Annotated in this window: 16 protein-coding genes; 8 read left to right on the forward strand and 8 right to left on the reverse strand. The window is 37.8% G+C overall.

Going from position 1 to position 19,464, the window contains the following annotated elements:
* The first annotated feature begins 42 nt into the window (after positions 1-42).
* The 4 genes from C0Z22_RS03310 (at position 43) to C0Z22_RS03325 (ending at position 3,875) form a co-directional block, all read left to right on the forward strand.
* Positions 43-765 (forward strand): hypothetical protein, encoded by a 723-nt coding sequence (locus C0Z22_RS03310; RefSeq protein WP_103216911.1) that lies wholly within the window; start codon positions 43-45, stop codon positions 763-765.
* Between the two features lie 249 nt (positions 766-1,014).
* Positions 1,015-1,728: a hypothetical protein gene (locus C0Z22_RS03315; RefSeq protein ID WP_103216912.1), complete on the forward strand. Its 714-nt coding sequence runs from the start codon at positions 1,015-1,017 to the stop codon at positions 1,726-1,728.
* A gap of 8 nt (positions 1,729-1,736) precedes the next feature.
* Positions 1,737-2,372 carry a hypothetical protein gene (locus tag C0Z22_RS03320; RefSeq protein WP_103216913.1) on the forward strand — a complete coding sequence of 212 codons (636 nt, stop codon included), beginning with the start codon at positions 1,737-1,739 and terminating at the stop codon, positions 2,370-2,372.
* Between the two features lie 168 nt (positions 2,373-2,540).
* Positions 2,541-3,875 carry a hypothetical protein gene (locus tag C0Z22_RS03325; RefSeq protein ID WP_103216914.1) on the forward strand — a complete coding sequence of 445 codons (1,335 nt, stop codon included), beginning with the start codon at positions 2,541-2,543 and terminating at the stop codon, positions 3,873-3,875.
* Positions 3,876-3,938: 63 nt separating this feature from the next.
* Here C0Z22_RS03325 and C0Z22_RS03330 read toward each other — a convergent pair whose 3' ends face one another.
* The 3 genes from C0Z22_RS03330 to C0Z22_RS03340 all read right to left on the reverse strand — a co-directional run bounded on the left by C0Z22_RS03330 (position 3,939) and on the right by C0Z22_RS03340 (position 6,111).
* Positions 3,939-4,520 (reverse strand): hypothetical protein, encoded by a 582-nt coding sequence (locus tag C0Z22_RS03330; RefSeq protein WP_103216915.1) that lies wholly within the window; start codon positions 4,518-4,520, stop codon positions 3,939-3,941.
* A gap of 103 nt (positions 4,521-4,623) precedes the next feature.
* Positions 4,624-5,751 (reverse strand): hypothetical protein, encoded by a 1,128-nt coding sequence (locus C0Z22_RS03335; protein WP_103216916.1) that lies wholly within the window; start codon positions 5,749-5,751, stop codon positions 4,624-4,626.
* Positions 5,752-6,111, reverse strand: coding sequence for a response regulator (locus C0Z22_RS03340; RefSeq protein ID WP_103216917.1), 360 nt, complete (start codon positions 6,109-6,111; stop codon positions 5,752-5,754).
* Positions 6,112-6,291: 180 nt separating this feature from the next.
* Between C0Z22_RS03340 and C0Z22_RS03345 the strand changes: the two genes are divergently transcribed.
* The 3 genes from C0Z22_RS03345 to C0Z22_RS03355 are packed head-to-tail and all read left to right on the forward strand — an operon-like array spanning position 6,292 to position 11,695.
* On the forward strand, positions 6,292-10,398 hold the full coding sequence (locus C0Z22_RS03345) for a proline dehydrogenase family protein (RefSeq protein WP_103216918.1): 4,107 nt from the start codon (positions 6,292-6,294) through the stop codon (positions 10,396-10,398).
* The gene (locus C0Z22_RS03350) at positions 10,398-11,204 is read left to right on the forward strand and encodes a pyrroline-5-carboxylate reductase (RefSeq protein ID WP_103216919.1); all 807 of its coding nucleotides are present in this window, start codon (positions 10,398-10,400) and stop codon (positions 11,202-11,204) included. The genes C0Z22_RS03345 and C0Z22_RS03350 overlap by 1 nt, the downstream gene beginning before the upstream one ends.
* Positions 11,204-11,695: a PaaI family thioesterase gene (locus C0Z22_RS03355; RefSeq protein ID WP_103216920.1), complete on the forward strand. Its 492-nt coding sequence runs from the start codon at positions 11,204-11,206 to the stop codon at positions 11,693-11,695. The genes C0Z22_RS03350 and C0Z22_RS03355 overlap by 1 nt, the downstream gene beginning before the upstream one ends.
* A gap of 121 nt (positions 11,696-11,816) precedes the next feature.
* On the opposite strand, the gene C0Z22_RS03360 is transcribed toward C0Z22_RS03355, so the two are convergent.
* The 3 genes from C0Z22_RS03360 to C0Z22_RS03370 all read right to left on the reverse strand — a co-directional run bounded on the left by C0Z22_RS03360 (position 11,817) and on the right by C0Z22_RS03370 (position 16,137).
* Positions 11,817-12,584, reverse strand: coding sequence for a Nif3-like dinuclear metal center hexameric protein (locus C0Z22_RS03360; protein WP_103216921.1), 768 nt, complete (start codon positions 12,582-12,584; stop codon positions 11,817-11,819).
* A 24-nt stretch (positions 12,585-12,608) separates the two neighbouring features.
* Entirely contained in the window at positions 12,609-13,808 is a 1,200-nt protein-coding gene (locus tag C0Z22_RS03365; RefSeq protein ID WP_158246787.1) for a tetratricopeptide repeat protein, read from the reverse strand.
* A 241-nt stretch (positions 13,809-14,049) separates the two neighbouring features.
* The gene (locus tag C0Z22_RS03370) at positions 14,050-16,137 is read right to left on the reverse strand and encodes a hypothetical protein (RefSeq protein ID WP_103216923.1); all 2,088 of its coding nucleotides are present in this window, start codon (positions 16,135-16,137) and stop codon (positions 14,050-14,052) included.
* A 238-nt stretch (positions 16,138-16,375) separates the two neighbouring features.
* Between C0Z22_RS03370 and C0Z22_RS03375 the strand changes: the two genes are divergently transcribed.
* Complete coding sequence (locus tag C0Z22_RS03375) at positions 16,376-16,828, forward strand: thioesterase family protein (protein WP_103216924.1); 453 nt, start codon at positions 16,376-16,378, stop codon at positions 16,826-16,828.
* Here C0Z22_RS03375 and C0Z22_RS03380 read toward each other — a convergent pair.
* Both C0Z22_RS03380 and C0Z22_RS03385 read right to left on the reverse strand, forming a co-directional pair.
* A complete protein-coding gene (locus tag C0Z22_RS03380) occupies positions 16,812-17,507 on the reverse strand; it encodes a M15 family metallopeptidase (RefSeq protein ID WP_103216925.1) in 696 nt (231 codons plus the stop codon). The two genes, C0Z22_RS03375 and C0Z22_RS03380, sit on opposite strands and share 17 nt — an antisense overlap.
* Positions 17,508-17,521: 14 nt before the next feature.
* The gene (locus tag C0Z22_RS03385; protein ID WP_103216926.1) at positions 17,522-19,441 is read right to left on the reverse strand and encodes a hypothetical protein; all 1,920 of its coding nucleotides are present in this window, start codon (positions 19,439-19,441) and stop codon (positions 17,522-17,524) included.
* Positions 19,442-19,464 lie beyond the last annotated feature (23 nt).

The following is a 19,464-nucleotide window of genomic DNA, read 5'->3' on the forward strand; positions in this document are numbered from 1 at the left end:
TAACACCCGATAAGTATAGATAGTACAAAGAGGGGACATATCATGCGAAATTTTATCTATCTATTTCTTGCGCTTAATTGCGCAATCATTCAAGCTGAAAGTCCAAATTCAATTGAATGCTTAGGTGGAAGTTTCGAAACACTTGATGCTCTAAATGTTAAGAATGTACGAAAGCTTGCCTCATCAAATTCTCAATCGATTGGGCCTATTATCAATTATGATTATAACTATCCAAAGCTACCTAAAAATATAAAAGAGATTTTAAGTCCTGACTTAAGAACTGTTTGCGATTTCTATGCTAAGGCCAATCCTACGGATCCATTTTTTCAAGACATTCGTGACAATATTACAAAGAAATATAAAGATGGTGATGATACTGATTTCTTCTTTAAGTATCTTTTAGTTCTACCTTGCTGGCACTATTCTAAAAATATGTTTGATTACTTTACGTCTGGTAATGAAGCTAATACTAGGGCAGGTATCGGACTCTTGTTTGGTGATATGATGCATCCATTATTTGGTGGAGCTGATCCAAATACTTTTATACGTATTTGGCGTGAGGGGAAGATGTTTGAAGGGCCAATGTATATTGTCTATGATCATCTTCTAAAAAATTATTCAAAATCTGAGCGCTTTAAAATTGAATATCTGCCAATTGTGAAACGACTTAAACATCCTAGGTATATTGCAAAGTTTCCGAAAAAATCTCTAGAGCAAATTAAAAAGGAAGAACCTGATATGCCAATAACATTACCAATGCCGTAGAAGCTAATCGAGTTGCCAAATTTTATTGGGGCCCAATTTATGAGCAATCAAGTGCTTAGGCCCCCTCTTTGTTCTTAATTTCTAGTTCATTTATAATAATAGCTGAGGCGTTATCTCTAATAATGACGTGTTTTCAACTACTTAGTGAATAGGTTCACTCAAGTAAGTTATTGAAATTATGCAAGATTTTGTGAACTAAACCCTAAAGTCAAATATTTTGCTTCCGATTAGTTCACAAAGGATTAGTTTATGAGGAAGTTGATTTTATTTTCTATTTTAGCACTTTCAACGCAGTTAAGTATATTTGCTGCAAGTGGAAAGGACTCTGCAAGTGAGGCAACACCTGATTGTTTAGAGAATGCTATTCCAAATACTCTTGATTCTAAAAATACGAATAATATTGAACAAATTGTCGAATTACAAAATGTAAGAAGTCATGGAGCAAATCCTAATTATCCTATATTCCCTGATAATATCGATGAAATTTTAAAGCCTGATAAACGAACGGTTTGCGATGCCTATGCAGTTCCGAACGAAATCGATCCATCGTATCGTTCAGTTATGAAACATATTGATAAGACTTATAAAGATGGTGATCATAAAGATTTCTTTTTTAGATACGTTTTATCTATGAACTGTTGGCCATTTCGTGAGAACTTCTTCGCCTATATGATTAAAGGTGGAAATGTTGGTCATGCGATGGGAAATATTATGAAGTCTCCATATGGTGGGCTTGATCCAAATGCATTTATTCGAATTGAAAGAGAAGGTCGAGTTTTTGAGGGGCCAATGTATCATGTTTATGAATATTTAGAGAAGAATTATAAAAATAAATCTGAGTCTTCGAATGAATATATAGCTGCAATGAAAAGACTAAAGTCTTCTCGCTATCAATTATATCCAGTTAAATCACTTAATCAGATAAAGAAAGAAGAACCAAATATGCCGATATCAATAAGGTGATTTAGACATTGAAAATATTTAGAATTCTTTTAATATTCTTATTTACTCTTAATGCTCACAGTGAGTGTAGAAGTGGAATTGTCGCAATTTTTAAATCAAGCACTATTGAGGAAATTTCACAAAGCATTGGCGGAGTGAAGGCAAAGGTAGGTGAGTCTTGTAAGAGCTCAATTGGATTAGAATTAAACTCTGATTCGTATTGTGAATGTATTTCAAAAAATCAAGACACTGACTTTGATGTTAGTCGTAAGATGTTTCGCCAAAAAAATGGGAAAGCTTTAAAAAGTATTATTTTTGATCTTGCTGAAACTATCGCGGTAAATGATAATCCAGATCTTACTCTTAATTGTAAACTTCATGACACCTTAGTCAATAATTGTGATGCGCAAATGATTAGTGAAATGTTTCCTGAATATGAGGGAACAAATTTTTCACAAGAAATGTTTGCAGATTATTTAGAAATCTTTAATACAAACTCAGGTGGCGGAAAGAAAACAATTGATCACTTCCGCTCAAATTCATGTTCGTCTACTTTTGTTCGAAAGAGCTCAATTGAAGGTAATACAGCAAGTGTTCAGGCCGAACTAGATAAATCGTGTGAACAGTTTACGAGCCAAGTTATTGGCCTATGTCAAAATGAATAATTAACTGGTGTTGAATATGATAATTTTGATTTCGATTTACCAACATTAGAAAATGTCGATTCTTTTAATTACTTTTGTAAAATAAAAGATCGTCCAATAAAAGATATCAATACCGATAATAATACATTATCAAATCTATTCTTAGCATATGAGAAGAAAGACGAAGAAGTGTCTCCTTTATGTAAAGAAGTCTGTATTGATGAAGCACCATACTCTGTTAGAGGCTGCCAAGTTGATACTCAAAAAGCGATTGTGGCCCTTAAAAGATTGATCGCTAGTGAAAATGTTAATAATGAGGAAATAACTTTTTTAAAAGAAATTATTGGAAACCAAGTTTCCAATGATGTTATTGAAGGTAAAATCAATGACGATGATCTAGCGTATTTTAAGAAAAATCTTGATGACGATGATTACAATAATATCGTTCAAATTGTAAAAACGGGAAGAAATCAGGCATCTGTGAATCAACAAGACTCACTAGTTTCTCAATTCTTTGCAACGGAAAAATCTGAAGCTGTGTCAACAAGTCTTGCCTCTAATGACAAGTCAAAACCAGCTCCTGCTCAACCTACAGCTGCTCCACAAGAGCAGTCAGTGCAACAAATTCAACAACAAATGATGGATGCCGTACCTGAACAACAGGCGGCCATGAATAGCTCAACTCAGCCCATAGGGCCGAGTCAAAATCGTGCTCTAACTTTTGGACGTCGTGGAAAGTCTAATAATGCTTCAAAGGCAACAAAAGATATCGTTGCTTCAGTTAAGGCGTTAAGAGAAGCGGGGAGCTCTCTTGCAAGTGCTCTAGAAGCACAAAAGAAAAGACTAAAAAGAGAGAGAGAAAAGATAGCGCGTGAAAATCAAGATAAGTACCAACGTTATGATGCTGAAACTCTAGAGCCAATTGAAAGAAATAGAAGAGGAAGAGGTACAAACGGAGCAGCTAATTATCCGATCGCAAATGTTGCAAGTGCCGGATCTGGTGGTGGATCAAACTTTGCAACAGGTGGCGCAGGAACTTCTTCAACAGGTAGTTCTACTTTTACACAACCTGAAGCAAAAGCAACAGTTGTTGATATCACTGGACGTTCAGCGCCTAATATTGATTTAAATAATCTTCAAAGTTCTGGAGCAACTCTGCCGGCTTCGATTACAAATCACCCTGATGCATCTGAGATTTCAAAAATGTTCAATGGCCTTGCCTATGAGAAAGATGAAAAGGGTAGAAGTATTGCAAGTGAAAAAGGTGAGGTTAAAAAGATCAAGGTTTCTTGGGGTGCTGAGAGTATCGATCTCGGATCACTTCTTATCAATGCCAAGGATCTAAAGCCTGGTGAAGAATTTATTGTCTACAAAGGTGATATGGATAAGTTTGTAAGGCTTACTCCAGCTTATCGCTTTCAAGCTGGAAAGCGTGTCTTTATCGGCTACCGAGTTGAAAATCGAAATCGTAATAATGCAGACTTGGCCGCAAGTCTCTATGCCAAGAAATTTTTAATTCTATAATTCTATTTAAATTTATATTATGAAATTTTGCGCCCTTGAAAATGACTTCAAGGGCCTTTTGATTTATTGAACTTCTTCAGAAGGAAGATCATCTGATGAACCATCATTTGGTTCAGAAGGTTCAGTCGGCCCTGGCTTAACTGGTGCCTCTGTAAGTCTCTTGTAGATAACAATTAGGCGATCTTTTTCGGCATTAAAAAATAACACTAAGTAAAAGTCGTCAGATTGTTCTTCTCTAAAAGATTCTAGATTTCCAGACTGCTTTAATGAGTCAGCTTTTGTCGAAGAATAGAAATCTTCGATCTTCTTTGTGTCTTCATATGAGAAACGAGTTGAACCAACATGATCTGTGGCAAGTGTGTCCATGATGATATTGATTTTTTCGTCTTTTAAAAGAAGTTGAAGTCTAGTTTCACTATCACCAACAATAGCACTTTGTAGCTTCTCTTTTAGCTCTTTTGAGAAGTCTGCATATGAACATTTATTAGAGATAAACACTAGTTCATTTCCTGGCTTACTCTCTAGCCCAATAAGCTTTTCTTGAGTTAACTCAAGGCATGGCTGAGGAGCAGGTTGTTGGTCTTGCTCACCAGTATTTGCAAATATCGGCAATGCAAGTAGTAGTGCTAGTATTGTTTTTTTCATTTCCCTAATTCCCTAATATTATTTGTTGATATGGGCATCCTCCCATAATTGGCCTTATCAGGCAAGCCTTTGTGCGGCGAGTTGTAGAATATACTGGATATAACTACTTGATTTTCTTCGCACCAGAGTATTGAAGTCGGACTTCATCGCTTAGCCACTGGCCTGCAACGTCCTCATTCATGAAGTCATCACAGTATCTAGCAGGATTTCCACGAGGAAATTTCTTTTTACCGTCGTAAAAACTGAGGCAGATCTGAGCATAGTTTTCAATGTACTCTGGAAAATTCTTTGCGAATCTCTTGATGATAACTTTCGTTTTGGTGCTGGCCTTCCCATTTCTGCGATGAAAAATTTCACCTCTTAGGGGGTGGTATTTTAGAAGATCTGTTAAAACCTTCTTTCTGCTGTCGTAATTGGCCGATAGCTCTTCCATTTTGTTCCAGGCCATATTCATCACCGGGCCAGGAATTGGATTTGTTAGAAGATAGTTTGTTAGAAAAACAGATTTTAGCTGCTCATCAATTTTGTCGAATGCATTGAATGTAAGAAATATGATTTCACTATTGTAGTCACTAGGTTTAAGTAGAGATTCTAAATCACTCTTTGCGAATCCATTCAAGCAGTCCGGATTAAAGATATCCTTTGCCTTCTCAATAATTGAAGCCTTTGTATCTGTTCGTGAAATCTCTTTAACAATAATTTGTAAGAATGCCTTTTGACCTTGCTCCTCTCGACAGTAATAAATTGAATCGTTACTTTTTAAGGGTGCCTTAACGAGGTTATCGTATTTACTCTGTAAAGAGTTTGAGAGTGTTTTATAGATATCAAAATCAATATCAGGATAACGTGCAGAGTGAGATATATATGTATCTAAATCCTTTTGGCAGTCATTACACTTTTGAAAATAAAGTCTGGCATACTTTGAATAGGCCAGAGTGAAAAAGGCATAGGCCTTTAAGTTTTTATTCTCGATATATTTAGTAATAATTTTGAACTGAGTACTATTAACTTCATTCTTTGTTATTAAGTCTTCAACGTAAGAAGTTGCCATTTCACGTGTCATCTTCTTCCACTCAAAATCTCTTTGAGACGGCCTTACGTCTAAGAAGTGCTTCATGTATTCACGGTGAGACTTGTCTTTATAAAGCACACGTAGGTCATCCATCGTATAAGTGACGGCAGATACCTTTACAGAAAGAAGTGTGATTAATAAACAAATCAAATTGCGCATTTAAATAATGTCCTCGATTACTGAGAATAGAGTTTCTTTTTTAAAGGGCTTTTTAATGAAGTGAACCTTACCTTGAAGCTCGTCATTATCCAGTTCTTCATCACCAGAGATGATAATATACTTTAAAGTACCGGCCTTCGGACTGCTTTCAAAACGACGCACAACTTCTGCACCATTAATTACTGGCATATTCTTGTCTGCAATGACGATTTTAAGATTGTCGCTAATATTTTCAAAGTAGTGCTCTACGTCAACTTCGCCGCTTAGTGCTAAAGTTTCATGGCCACCTTGGCTTAGGGTAAGAGCAAAGAGCTCAGCAATATTCTCATCGTCATCGATAAATAAGATCTCTTCATTCATATATTTATTTTCCCAAATTTAAGGTCATTTCAAAAGTAATTTTTAGTAATTTATTGCTATGGGTTAAATGTGTGAATTTTGTTTTTTAAACCTTTACTTTAGTTTATTATACCCGCTGATAATTAAATGACAAAAGAAATCAACTTTTCGTTAAGAAACACACTTTAATTTGGAGTTAATGTGAAGCTACCTGTGGTTAAAAGCACACAATTAAATGATACATTTCGCTTAGACTATTATGATCATTTTGGGCCTCTTATACTGGATGGCCAACAAATCAAAGAATCGATTAAGAAAGATTTACTATTTTGGACAGAGTTTGATTCTTCATTCAAGTTTCAAATTGGTCTTAAAGGAGTTCAATTCTTATTGGGAATTGATAAGGACGAAAAAGTACTTCGTCTATGTAATATTAAATTAGCAAATGAGATATTTTTACTCGATAACTTTGTTGGTGAAGAGAGTGAGGAGTATAAAAAGTTTAAAGCACACGTTACAAAAGTGATGAGTGTTAAAATTGCTGATTTTCCAGGTGTAAGTAATATTATAACTCACCGTTATGGACTAACTAAACTAAGTGAAATTGAAGATAAGCCTGTTTCTGAAATGTCAGATACGATCACTAAGAAGCTTCTTTCTTTTCTTAATGATTACAAACCCGTTTTCTTTGAAAAGATTTCTGACTTCGCTCTTGGTCTTACTGCAAATTATGCACTTCTTAGAATTCACCTGCTTAAGTTCTTAGCAATTCTTCCTTCTCTAGATCATGATAAAGAAGGAAAAGAGGTAAAGCGAATTCTAAGAGAGTCTCTGAGAAGACTTATTCTTGATTCTAAAAAAGCAAAAAGATTAGACTTGAAGGGGGATCGCCAACCTCTTCCTCCACAGTTAGTGGTTCTATTTTATTTTGTTCTTCTGGCCGTTCGCATTTTTCCGGCCAAGGCGCTGGCCAATATTGTACGTTTCAAAGTTCGCTTTATGGCAAAGAGATTTATTGCTGGTGAAACAATTGAAAGCGCACAAAAGAATTTTGCAGCAATCTTTAATACGGGAAGAGATGTAACTCTAGACCAACTCGGAGAGTTAGTTGTTTCTGAATCAGAAGCTGATAACTATATGAATGAGGTTTTAAATCTTGTTAATGGTTTTAGCATGCACATTACTCCAGGTAGTCGCAATAAAGCAGGTATCTTAAGAGCACACGTTTCAATTAAGGTTTCTGCCCTTTGCTCAGACTTCAAACCTGAAGCTTTTGATTACACTTATAACTTAGTTGCCCCAAGGCTTATTAAAATTTTAAAGACGGCTAAAGAGCAACAGGTATTTATTAATATCGATGCTGAACATTATCACTATCGTGATATCGTTTTTGAAATTTATAAGAAAGCTCTCCTTGAGACTGAAGAGCTTAAAGATTATGCAGATACAGGGATTGTTGTTCAAGCGTATCTTCGTGATTGTTATGACCATCTTCAAGACGTTGTTGAGCTTGCAAAAGAGCGTGGCATGATTATGCCAATCCGCCTTGTTAAGGGTGCATACTGGGATGCTGAAACTGTAGAGGCCGAGGCCCATGGACATAATGCTCCAGAGTTCTTAAACAAAGAAGAAACAGATATTAATTTTAGACAGATGATTTATGAGATTTACAAAGCTTTCCCACATATCAAGCTTTGTATTGCTTCTCACAACTTTGCGGATCACTCATACGCTGAAGCTTTAAGAGAAATTAAGTTTAAAGAAATTGATGAAATTGAGCACCAATGTCTTCACATGACTTATGAAGCACTTTCGACAGCTATGGCAAAGATGGGATGGGCCGTAAGAAATTATGTTCCAATTGGTTCACTTATCGTAGGGATGGCCTACCTTGTTCGTCGTATTATGGAAAACTCTTCACAAGTAGGAGTTTTAACAATCATGAGAAGTCATAAGAAGAATGCAAAGCTTATGGCGCCAAATGATATCTTTAAAAAGCACCAGAATGAAGGTCTTCTAAACTTAGACTCAACTCTAACTCAGGTTCATGGGCAATTTAGTAACTGTCCACCTCTAAAAACTTACCTTGAAAAAGAACTGAAGTATTTTAGAAGTGAATTTGAAAAGTTTGAACTAGGTAAAGACTATGCAACAGACTTTGCTCTAAGTGGAGAGTCTGAATCTGTTCTTTCTCCATCTGATGGAAAGAGTGTCGTTGGTAAAATTACTTTCGCCAATTTAGACGATACTGAAAGAGCAATCGATACAATTGATAATTCTTTCTACGAAGGTGAGTGGTCAAAGGCCTCTTGGCAAGAAAGAGCGGCCGTCATGGCAAGAGCTGCAGAGATGATGTATCTGCGTCGCAATTACTATTCTGCACTAATTATGCACGAATCAGGTAAGGCCATCGGTGAAGCATTAGCTGACGTTGATGAAGCAATCGACTTCTTAAACTTCTATATTAGAAGGCTAGCTGAAGTAGGAGATAATGAAGAGTTTAAGGCCCGTGGCCCATTTGCCATTATTGCTCCATGGAACTTCCCTCTAGCAATTCCGTGTGGGATGACAGCTTCGGCCTTGCTAACTGGATCAACTGTTATCTTAAAACCAGCAGAGCAAACTCCTCTTATCACTTGTGAGCTTGTGGCACTATTTCATGAAGCGGGTGTTCCTAAAGATGCCCTAATTCATCTTCCTGGAGTTGGTGAGACTGTTGGTCAGAAACTAATTGAGGATAAGCGTATTGCAGGTGTTATCTTTACTGGTTCAAAACCTGTAGGTGTTCATATTGCAAAGACTTGTGCAAAAAGACTTTATGAGAATCGCAACACAGGCAAGAGCTATCCAGTTCGTGTTATCACTGAAATGGGTGGTAAGAACGCTGTTATTGTAACAAATAATGCTGAGCTCGATGAGACAGTATCAGGTATTCTTTATTCTGCCTTTGCGCACGCTGGTCAGAAATGTTCTGCAGCTTCACGTGTTCTTGTTCATAAAGAAGTAAAAGACAAATTAGTTGCTCGCCTTAAGCAAGCTGCTAACGATATTTACGTTGGGCCAGCAACGGACTTTGCAAGTTTCATTAATCCACTAGTGAGCCAAGAAGAAAAAGATCGTCTCATTGCTCAAGTTAAAGAAGCAAGTGAAGAGGCAAATAAATACGGTGGAGTTGTCCACGTTAACCGCTCAGAAGAAAATCTTCCAGGTTACTGTGTAGGCCCAACAATTATCGAACTTCCAAAGTCACGTGCTTTAGAAAAAGATAGTTTTGCTTCTCGTGAGTTATTTGCTCCAGTTATCCATGTCGTTGCATACGATGATTACGAAGACGCGTTAAATATCTTTAATAGTGTTGAGTATGGCCTAACAGGTGGTGTTTTCTCTCAATCACAAGATGATATTGATTTCCTAACAAAGCGAATGCTTATCGGAAATAACTATATTAATAGACCTATTACAGGTGCTCGCGTTGCTATTGAGCCTTTTGGTGGTTTCAAGATGTCGGGGACAGGGCCAAAGGCCGGTGGTGTTGATTACCTAAGAAGTCTTTTTGTAAGAAGTAACTCTGAAGAACTTAAGACTTCTACTTTTGATAACGGAAGTGATTACGAACCAGTTGTATCTCGTAGCTCTTCTTCTGACCATTTTGTTAGACGTGAAAAAATGCTTTCAGCACTAGACGAAATCATTAGTAATTTTGGTCCATTATTTCCTGGGACGTTTGGAGAACAGAGACATGCTCTTAAAGATCTTAAGAAATGGCTTGAAGTTGACTATCTTGATTTCTTAAATAAGGGACGCGATAACCGTTATATTCCAGGACAAATCAATTACTCTGTATTTGATTGTAATAAAGACCGTGCACTTTATTTGAGTTTAAATGAAGAAATTAATATGCAAACATTCTTTGCTGTTCTTATGTCTTTAACAACTGGAACAGGTGTAACAATTCTTTGTTCAAATGCTGAAGCTTATCGTTGGTGGAATTATCTAATAGATATTCTTAAGAAGAATCGTTTCTCTAAAAAGAATATTGATTGTTATCACGTTAGCAAGGAAAAGATGCACACTCTTCTAAATGAAAATTTTGATGTTGTTATTTGTGACGGTGATCTTGAATCAATTAAAGAGTTTAACTCTGCTGTTGGTGAAAAAAATGGTCAATTTGTTATGACATCTTTTATTTCACCACTTGAGGATTATGTTAATGGATCATATTTTGATCTTTTCCATCTATTCTCATGTGAAAGAAGCTACGCTGTAAATATCATGAGGCATGGTGCACCGATGGAGTTAGACTCGTAATGAAGTATCGTCACTTAATTTTAGGAGCGGGTAATATGGCCCGCGCTCTAATCCCTGGTTTCATCGAGAATTCTGATGATTGTGAATTCCTTGTTTTTACACCAAGTGGTGATAAGGCAAAGAGCTTTGCACTGGATTTTGGTGCTACTTGGATAAAAGACCTAGAGGAGTTACGAAATACTCATATTGATTATCTTTGGGCCTGTTTTAAGCCTCAACAACTTAAGCAAGTGGCCCTTGAAATTGACTTCTTAACACATCCGTATCTAACGATTGTCTCACTCCTAGCGGGAAGTGATTCTCAGGCCCTAACTGAAAATTTGTTATCTGATCAAATTATTCGAATTATGCCAAATACTCCTGCTCAAGTAGGTCTTGGGGTAAATGCACTTTATAAGTCAAAGAGTGTTCATCAAGATAAGTGGAATGCTTTCTGGCAGGCCTTTAACTCAAGTGGGATTAACACCGTTTTCGACAATGAAGACGATATCGATACGATTACTCCTTTTTCTGGCTCTGGCCCTGCATACTTCTTTGAAATTGCACGTATCTTAATTGAGGATATGAAGGCACGTGGAATTGACGGCGAGCTTGCACATAGAATGATTGCGGGTACAATAGAAGGTGCTGGTCGAATGCTTTCACAAAACAATGATGCGCAAACTCTTCGCAATAATGTCACATCAAAAAATGGTGTGACTTATGAGGCCCTTGAATCTTTTAAAGAATCGGGAATGGAGGAGATGTTTAATCGTGCAATAGAGCGTGCTTATCAGAGAACACTTGAATTAAAAGGAAATAAGTAATGAAAAAGGTTTTAGATAAATTACCTGAAGGTTTAAGAAATACTGCATTTGTTAGACTCTTTGGTTTAACAAAAGTACCAATGATTTTTTGGCTAAGACCAACAGTACTTGAGCTTAGTGATGAAGTTACAGCTATCAAGATTCCTCTTTCTCGTCGCTCTAAGAATCATTTAAATAGTATGTACTTTGGTGCCCTTGCTTGTGGGGCAGACCTTGCTGGCGGTTTTGCAGCAATGAAGAAGACGATGGATAAGGGAAAGAGAGTGTCACTTGCTTTCAAAGAGTTCCATGCAGAGTTCTTAAAAAGAGCAGAAGGGGATACGGTCTTTACTTGTTCTCAGGGAAAAGAAATTGATGCTTTTGTTGAAAAAGTATTAGCAAGTGAAGAGCGTCACAATCTACCACTAGATATTATTGCAACTTGTCCTGATGTTTCAGGTGATGAGCCAGTTGCAAAGTTTACGATTACTTTAAGTTTAAAGAGAAAATAATTGCTCCTGAGGCGAACCGCTCGGGCGTGGACCCTCGCTCTCGATTAGTTTTCCAGCTAAAGAGTGGGGAGCTAGCACCGCGAACTATAGTTTGCCTTTGGGCAAACAATTTCGCGGATGCTTAAGCAGGGTTAGGGGAGTCAATAAAGATACACTCTAGCCCATATGTTTCTTCAATTAATTTCTTAAGAGCAATAACACCAAATCTTTCTGTCGCATTATGGCCTCCAGCGAAGAAGTGAATTCCTTCTTCACGTGACTCGTGCCAGTCGTGCTCGCTCATCTCTCCTGTAAGATAAGCATCAAGCCCTTCGCGCACGCAGTAGCGCCAGTCAGAGTTTGCTCCACCTGTAATTATTCCCATTGATGAAATCTCTTCATCATTAGGCTCACTGTGAATGATATCGTGATTAAGAACTTTCTTTAATAGTTCTTTTAGTTCGTTTGGTTTTAATGGTTTTTCGAATTTACCTTGAACACCTGTAGGCATGCCTTTGTAGTCACCGTATGGACCTAAGTCTTTAAGTCCGATTGCTTTGGCGATACCTGCTGCATTTCCATCTTCGAGATGAGCATCAAGAGGTAAGTGGTAGCCAAATAGATTGATATCGTTTTGAATAAGAGGCTTTACTCTTTTTGCGAAACTTCCTGTAATAGTTCTGACGCCATGAAATTTCCAAAATAACCCATGGTGAACAATCATTGCATCTGCACCAAATTCACAGGCCTTTGCAATTGAATCTCTTTGGGCCGAAACAGCAAATGCTATTTTGGAAATCTCTGAGCGACCTTCGATTTGTAGGCCATTTGGGCCATAGTCGTTATACTCATAAGTATTAAGGTGTTTTGCTAAGAATTTTCCAAGCTCTTTTGCTGAAACTGTTGCCATAAGTGATATCCATACCGTTAAAAATTATTGTGTTGGTTGGTTATCATTATCCCCTTGGCGGCCAGAGAAATCAACTTTGAACTTTTCAAAACCGTGACTCTTTTCGACATTTTCTTGTTTCGTTACACTAGAGCGAATTTTGCTTACTGTATGACGCAGTTCCTGATTTTCTGGAACTAGCTTTAGAGCAACCTCGAATTCTTCCATTGCTTTATCAAAGTTATTTAGCTGCATGTAAGCGCGCCCTGCATTGATATATGGATATTCGCGATTAGTGTACTTTGGTGCTTTTTTTGCAAGTTCATACCATTTGATTGATTCATTGATATGACCTTCATTTAATAGAAGTGTTCCCAGATCGTTATAAGGAGCACCATATTCTGGATCGATTTCAATTGCTTTTAGACAAAGTGATTTCGCATCTTCAATATTTCCCATTTGAGAAGTTACCCAACCCATAAGAGTCAGTACTTCCGCAGTTTCTTTGTGACCACGGGCCTTATCGAATAGCTCAAGAGCACCAGCGAGATCTTTTTTAGAAACTAATACATGTGCTTCAGTAATATACTGTTCGTATTTCTCTTCTCTTTTAGCATTCATTCCAAGAATTGGTGCAGTTTTAGAGTGGGCAAGATTTAGAATCTCAAGTGATTCTAGAAAGTATAGTGGTGGAGTGAAGTCTTCTTCAAGCTCCATTTCATCATCATCTTCATCGATTCTTCCACCTTCAATAAGTGTGAAAGGACCTTTTTTAATAATCTCTTTTGCAACAATGATTTCTTTCTTCTCTTTTATATCAATTGCTTTTAAAAGCCCCATACGAGGTGTGGCGACATCAAGTGACGAGCGCTCAATTAAGATAAGGTGTAGTTCTCTAGTGTACTTATATGAAAGATTGATTAGGCGAGTGATCACACCAACAACTTCATCGTCATTTTTTGGAGCGAGAGCAATGAAGCTTTCGATCAAATTATTCATAAGCCTTAGGTTTTCTCGACCTTGGCGAAAATTATTCTGGTGGAGAAGACTAAGGTCTCCAAAGTGAGATGGAATCAGTAATTCGCTTACTAATTTATCGTATTCAGTACTAAACTCTTCAATAATAAGGCGTGCCTTAGCATCGAGGTGTGTTTCACTCAATTCACATACAGCATGTAGAATCCTTTCTAAGTAGCTTCTTGATTGAGTAAGTTCGCTTAATAGAATTTCTTGAATTGTATTCATTTTAGTGGTTTCTTCCCTTGAATAATCATATCTCGTCCCTGAAATATGCACTCTATAATTCATCTTGTCTACGTTGTGACGCATCAACATCTCGTCGACCGGTTACTTTATACATATACACATTTCGTGCCAAATTTATTGTTTCTAAATGACTGAAATCTAATAGAGGAAAATAAGATGGGGCCAAAAAATTGGCCCCAGTGTCTAGAATATGTAACTTTATGAGTTTTCTAAGTGTTCTTTATTCAAGAGTTTTTGTTTCATACTTCAGAAGATTTCCAGCATCGTTGGCCTTGTCGTATGCCGTCGAAATTCTCTGGAAGATATCATCTGTCTTTGCACCAATTGCCGACTTACCTTTAAAGTTTAGTGAACTTAGATTACGGTCTTGGTTCTTCTTAAACATATTACTAAATGGATTACCATTATTCTTTTTCTTAACTGAAGCCGTTCCTCTTCCACCAACAAAGCTTGGTCCACGACCTCCAACATAGCTGATACCTTTAAGCCCGCTTCCGCCAGCTCCAGATAGAGCTTCTGGTTGCGCAGCACCTCCAGCAGATGAACCTCCGCCACCGCCTCCACCGCCTGGTGAACTACCTCCACCACCGGCACCTTGAGCGATTTGACCACCTTCTGATACGGTTGCAACAGGCCCAAAATTACCTTTTAGTCCTCCGCCTGTTTTCGCTTTATTCACAACAGTTGATGTATCCACACCTGCTGATGTTGGGTCATCTGTACTTGCGGCAGTTGCAGCTACCGCTTGATCTTGTTCTGTGTGTTGGTATGCCTGATTTGTACCAAATCCACCTACCGAGTAGTCACCAAATGATGGGACATTAACTGTATTTGCCCAACCTGACTGACATTGTGCATGAGCAGGGTTGGCCTGACAAAACTCCATATAGACATCTTGGTTTTCAAAGAAGTCCTCTGGAAGCTCCATTGTCTCCATTCCTTCAATTTTACCAATAGCACTTGAAATCATTTTTTGTTGTTTACCAAGCTGACTTACGGCCATTTGTTCTTTCGCCACATCAACCCCAGCTTCAGCTGCGATTTGGTTACCAGCTCTTTTCGCTTCACCGTTTCTTAGAATTGAAAACTTCTTACTACCAAAGTTTAGCTTACAAATCTGTTCTGGCGAGCCCATTGATCCTGCACCACCGTCATTAATTATATATTCTGCAATTCCTGAAAGTGCCTGTTCAACTGGTCTCTTACAAAGTTCATTTGTTTCAAAATATGTTTCACTAGTCGGAATACTAGAAGTCATCGTTAAGATCGTTCCTAGTCTTGCAACTTCAATTGTACGACGTGTTTCGGCCATTGTTTGTTGCTTGGCCAGACCATCTTTTTGTGACTTAAGGGCAGTTGTCGTCACGTTTTCCGACGCATCCATATTCATTAGTTTATTTTGCTGTTTTGTACTAAAGTCTTGCGCTTGAAATTGTTGGAAAGTTGCATTTGCAGTCTTTCCAAGTTGTGCAGCATTATGAGCAAGAACTAAGTTAGAACACTCGTCATAGTCAATGGTTTCAAGTCCTGATAGGCGACAAGTGATACGTCCATCAATTGAAGTAAGTTTCTCTGGATTTGAGTATTGATCTTCTGATTGACGATCCTCTTCAAGGTTCTCTCCAAATGCAGCGGCAATTTGGTTACATGCTGTAACATTTTTAACTGCGGCAGAAATAACATTCCCATCAACCTCAGATGAATTATTAGCATAGATGAAAACAGCTACGGCCTTTGTATAGTCAATTGAATTTGCTTTACCACTTCGGTAAACCTCTTGAGCAACATCTTGCCAATTCGCATTTCCATTTGTTCCTGAAACCTTAAAGGCCCTTTGACACTTAATTGCACCACTACTACCAATAAAGTCAGGTTCAACATTTTTAAAATCAAGAGTTGTTACAGATTTAGAACAAGCTTTGAAAGCCTCGATCTTAGATTTATTTTCTTTGGCCATCATTTCTTGTAAACAGCCATTCCAGTCTTTATGTTTTGCGCTATCACTTGCTACGTCACCTTCATCTTGTGGAGGAGAAGTTGGCTGATTTGGTTCAGAACCGTCATTGGCCAAACCATTTGCAAGTTCTTTATCTTTTTGAAACTCTGCTAGCTTTTGGCCACAAAAGTTATCAATCTCTTCCTGTGGTATCTCTTGTCGTCCATCCGATGGCATATCAAATGGCACCATTTGACCAGTGCTTGGATCAGGACAATCAACATTCACAGTGCCTGCGTAGCTCATATTAAGTGGCGCAGCCGCTAGAAGAGTTAAGGTAAAAGTATTTAAAATAGTTGTTTTCTTGCTCATAAGTGACTCGAAAGTTAGGTTTGCCTTACTTAAATTATAAGTTCTAATCGGTTAAATTCTTCGAAAAGTTGAGTATTTAAGCATGATTTAGGGATTTGAGGGGTGTTGCACAAGATAAGTGCTTAAAAATATGTTCATTTTTAGGGGCCGGCCATGTAAAATCATATTTTACGATCGCCCATGATTGTGGCCATTGAAAAGAAATTAACAACTTAGCAGTATATAAGGGGTGTAATAAATGACTTCACAACGAGCACATACAATCGAAGACTTTAATATCGAAGAGGGAATTTACGAATTTCAAGTACAAGAGACGCATCTCGATACTTTTGGTCATATGAATAATGCAACCTATTTGACTATCTTTGAGCAGGCCCGTTGGGACATGATTACAAAGAATGGATGGGGTATGGATCGCATTATGCGTGAAAAAAGAGGTCCTGTCGTTTTAGATATCAACATCACTTTTAAGTCTGAACTTCGTCTAAGACAAAATGTAAAGATTCGCTCAAAGGCCACAAGCTTTGTTAATAGTAAGGTTCTAACTTTCGAGCAAGAGATGTTTGATGATACAGGTAAGGTGTATACAAAATTTAAAATGACCGCGGGACTGTTTGATCTAAAAGAAAGAAAACTTATGGGCCATGATCCTGATTGGTTAAAAGCGGTAGGGCTTAGTTTAAAAGCTTAAAGAAATGATGATAAATTTTTTCAGAGCTTGCTTTTACTTCATCTAAGAAAGTAAGCTCTTTCATTTTTTCATGCTCTAATAATTCGCAAAATAGCTCGTAAGTGTATTCTTGATGATACTCGGATGAAACCTTACTGTAGCTTATATGCCATGCCTCTGGAGCAACTCCACCAAGATCTTCTACATATGGCCTATAATAAGAATAACTCTCGTTATTTTCAATTTTTGTATTTAGCCACTTACTAAAATCAGCAAATGGTCCACCCTGTGTAAACTCTTCTGGAATTAATTGAATGTGATAACCTTCTGGCCAGCTATTGCCATCCACAACATCAATCTCTGTTCCCCAGTGATGACGAGAAGTTCCTGGAAGTGCCGACCAGTTGATAATAGCGTTTACAATTTCTGAAGGGGAGAGTTTTGTGTGATCTAGTTCATTTCCCGTGCGATCATAGATTGGGCGTTTGCCGGCGCACTTTTCATTCCAGATTCTGAGTTGGTCATCGAAAGATCGAAAAGAGCTTGTGACATAGAAATCGACACCATCTTTTAGCGCATCTTCTTTGAAACGTTTAAAGTCTTCAAATGAATCTTTGTGGAAGTAGCGATTGATGCTCTCATCATAAATGAGATGATCTTTTGTCATTCCGAATAAGACTTCCTTGTCTACCTTGCTCATATATTTTCCAATTATTATTCAGAGAATAATTTCTTTAGTCCTGACTGAACATAGCGATGTGAGATAACTTTAAAGATTGAAACAGACTTATCTTTGATAATATCGTTATCACCATAGTCATATTTTTTGTTCGATTCTCCATTACCAGCTCCCGCTCCAAAACTTAAAACTTGTGAGCTAGAGTTGTCATCGAACTTCCATCGATTAGTATTATTATTTGTTGTTTTTCTAACAGTTTTCTTTGCTGGTGCTGCAAGTCCCTTGGCAGGAAGCTTGGCCGAGACATTTTCAACTGCGTCTTGAAATGAAGGCTCTGTTGGTCTTAAGCGAGCGAATGCTTCACTTGCACCGTTACCATTAAAGATTGATACATTGTTGTTATCACCATAGCGGCCCGCTTGTTTTGCAAGCTCATCACTAATCTTACTAAGTCCAAGTCCTGTACTTTTCTTAAATGGATTTTCTAGCTTCTTTTTGATTGCATCCATCGCCTTGGCCGCCATGGCAGCTTGTGCATCAGTCGTTGAAGCATTGTAAGTTCCACCATTACCCTGAGTTGTTGCATTGGCCGCTTTGATTGCTTCCGTAACATCAAGTCCACCAAGTGAACTTAAAGCAGTAGGGGATACCGTAATCTTCTTACAAGCATTTTCTCCCTTATTATTTTTTAGCTTACGACAATTACACTCGCGATCAAACTTTCCATCAACATAGAAACAGCCTTGTGGATTCGTACTTTGAGCTGCTCGTGATGAGTCAGCTGATGCTACATATGATCCAGAATACTTATTCCAGTAGTCCTGACATGTCTTAGATTTCTCGCGGTTAGGATTCTTATTTCCTTGTGCTGTATAACAGTAACAAGCAGGGTTGCTTAAGCTATCTCTTCCATCTGGACAAAATGAAGCAACACTCTTTACATACTTCTCTTTTAAAATCTTAATTTGCTCAACATTCGATTTGGCATCTTTATTATTCTTCTTTGCTTGATTTGAAACAGTAAGTGCCGCAGGGACTGTTACTGCTGAGGCCACAATAACTGTACATGGATTATTAGTGATCGAGCGAAAGCCATTTGCCATATCGCTGAAATTCCACTTCGAAGCGCCACCAGCTTCACCTGGGGATTGGTTCATACAGCTTGTCCCAAATGATGAAAATGTCTCATAAACTGCAACAGCTGCTGCCGCTGTATATCCTAGGGCCAGTGTTTTATATTGTTTTGCCTGTTTTGAAGAAACATCTGCTAAATATTCTTGTTCTTTTTCTAGCATATCAAATGCCGCAATTTGAGCATTCTTCATTGTTTCAGGGTCTTTTGAGATTTCTTCGTATTCTTCTTTAAACTCTTTTGTTTTCTTCTTTACGTCTTCTTTGTTGATTTTTGTTTGATAGAAGCTATAGGCCGAGATCGCACCAACCAGCATACAAGACTTACAGCTTGAACGGTTTTCATCTTTTGATACTTCTGATGTATTAGTATCAGGGGCATTTGATTGCTGTTGCTTTGGGTCTACTGGAGCCGACTCATTTGTTGTTGATTTGGCAGCATCTTCTCCGTTAAAGAACTTAGGAACTACTAGGGCCGTAACTCCTGTAACGATCCCCCAAGCTTCTGCAAAGCCAGTTATTAAATTACCCTTACCTTTACTTTCAACATCACTATCGGAAACTCGTCCAGCATTTAGCTCATTAATTGTTTTTTGTTGTCTGGCATCGGCCGCTGCTTTCATACAAGCATTGCGTTCACTCTCACTCGATTTAGAGTCACAATCCTGATACTCATCTCGATTCTTTATTGAACCCTCTGTATACATACAACGATTCAAACTAGCGTTGAAAACCTGTCCTGTCGGGCAGTTTGTCGTCGCAAAGACTTCGAAGTGTCCAAGTGCAAAACTTAAAAATATGAGTGTTAAAATAATGCCTTTCATTTTTACTTTTCCTGCTTTTTTAG

Origin of the sequence: Halobacteriovorax sp. DA5 (assembly GCF_002903145.1) — a bacterium.
GTDB lineage: Bacteria > Bdellovibrionota > Bacteriovoracia > Bacteriovoracales > Bacteriovoracaceae > Halobacteriovorax_A.

Coding starts and splice junctions, on each gene's coding strand:
- C0Z22_RS03310 (WP_103216911.1), top strand. CDS start 43: ATGCGAAATTTTATCTATCTATTTCTTGCGCTTAATTGCGCAATCATT.
- C0Z22_RS03315 (WP_103216912.1), top strand. CDS start 1,015: ATGAGGAAGTTGATTTTATTTTCTATTTTAGCACTTTCAACGCAGTTA.
- C0Z22_RS03330 (WP_103216915.1), bottom strand. CDS start 4,520: ATGAAAAAAACAATACTAGCACTACTACTTGCATTGCCGATATTTGCA.
- C0Z22_RS03335 (WP_103216916.1), bottom strand. CDS start 5,751: ATGCGCAATTTGATTTGTTTATTAATCACACTTCTTTCTGTAAAGGTA.
- C0Z22_RS03340 (WP_103216917.1), bottom strand. CDS start 6,111: ATGAATGAAGAGATCTTATTTATCGATGACGATGAGAATATTGCTGAG.
- C0Z22_RS03350 (WP_103216919.1), top strand. CDS start 10,398: ATGAAGTATCGTCACTTAATTTTAGGAGCGGGTAATATGGCCCGCGCT.
- C0Z22_RS03355 (WP_103216920.1), top strand. CDS start 11,204: ATGAAAAAGGTTTTAGATAAATTACCTGAAGGTTTAAGAAATACTGCA.
- C0Z22_RS03360 (WP_103216921.1), bottom strand. CDS start 12,584: ATGGCAACAGTTTCAGCAAAAGAGCTTGGAAAATTCTTAGCAAAACAC.
- C0Z22_RS03365 (WP_158246787.1), bottom strand. CDS start 13,808: ATGAATACAATTCAAGAAATTCTATTAAGCGAACTTACTCAATCAAGA.
- C0Z22_RS03370 (WP_103216923.1), bottom strand. CDS start 16,137: ATGAGCAAGAAAACAACTATTTTAAATACTTTTACCTTAACTCTTCTA.
- C0Z22_RS03375 (WP_103216924.1), top strand. CDS start 16,376: ATGACTTCACAACGAGCACATACAATCGAAGACTTTAATATCGAAGAG.
- C0Z22_RS03380 (WP_103216925.1), bottom strand. CDS start 17,507: ATGAGCAAGGTAGACAAGGAAGTCTTATTCGGAATGACAAAAGATCAT.
- C0Z22_RS03385 (WP_103216926.1), bottom strand. CDS start 19,441: ATGAAAGGCATTATTTTAACACTCATATTTTTAAGTTTTGCACTTGGA.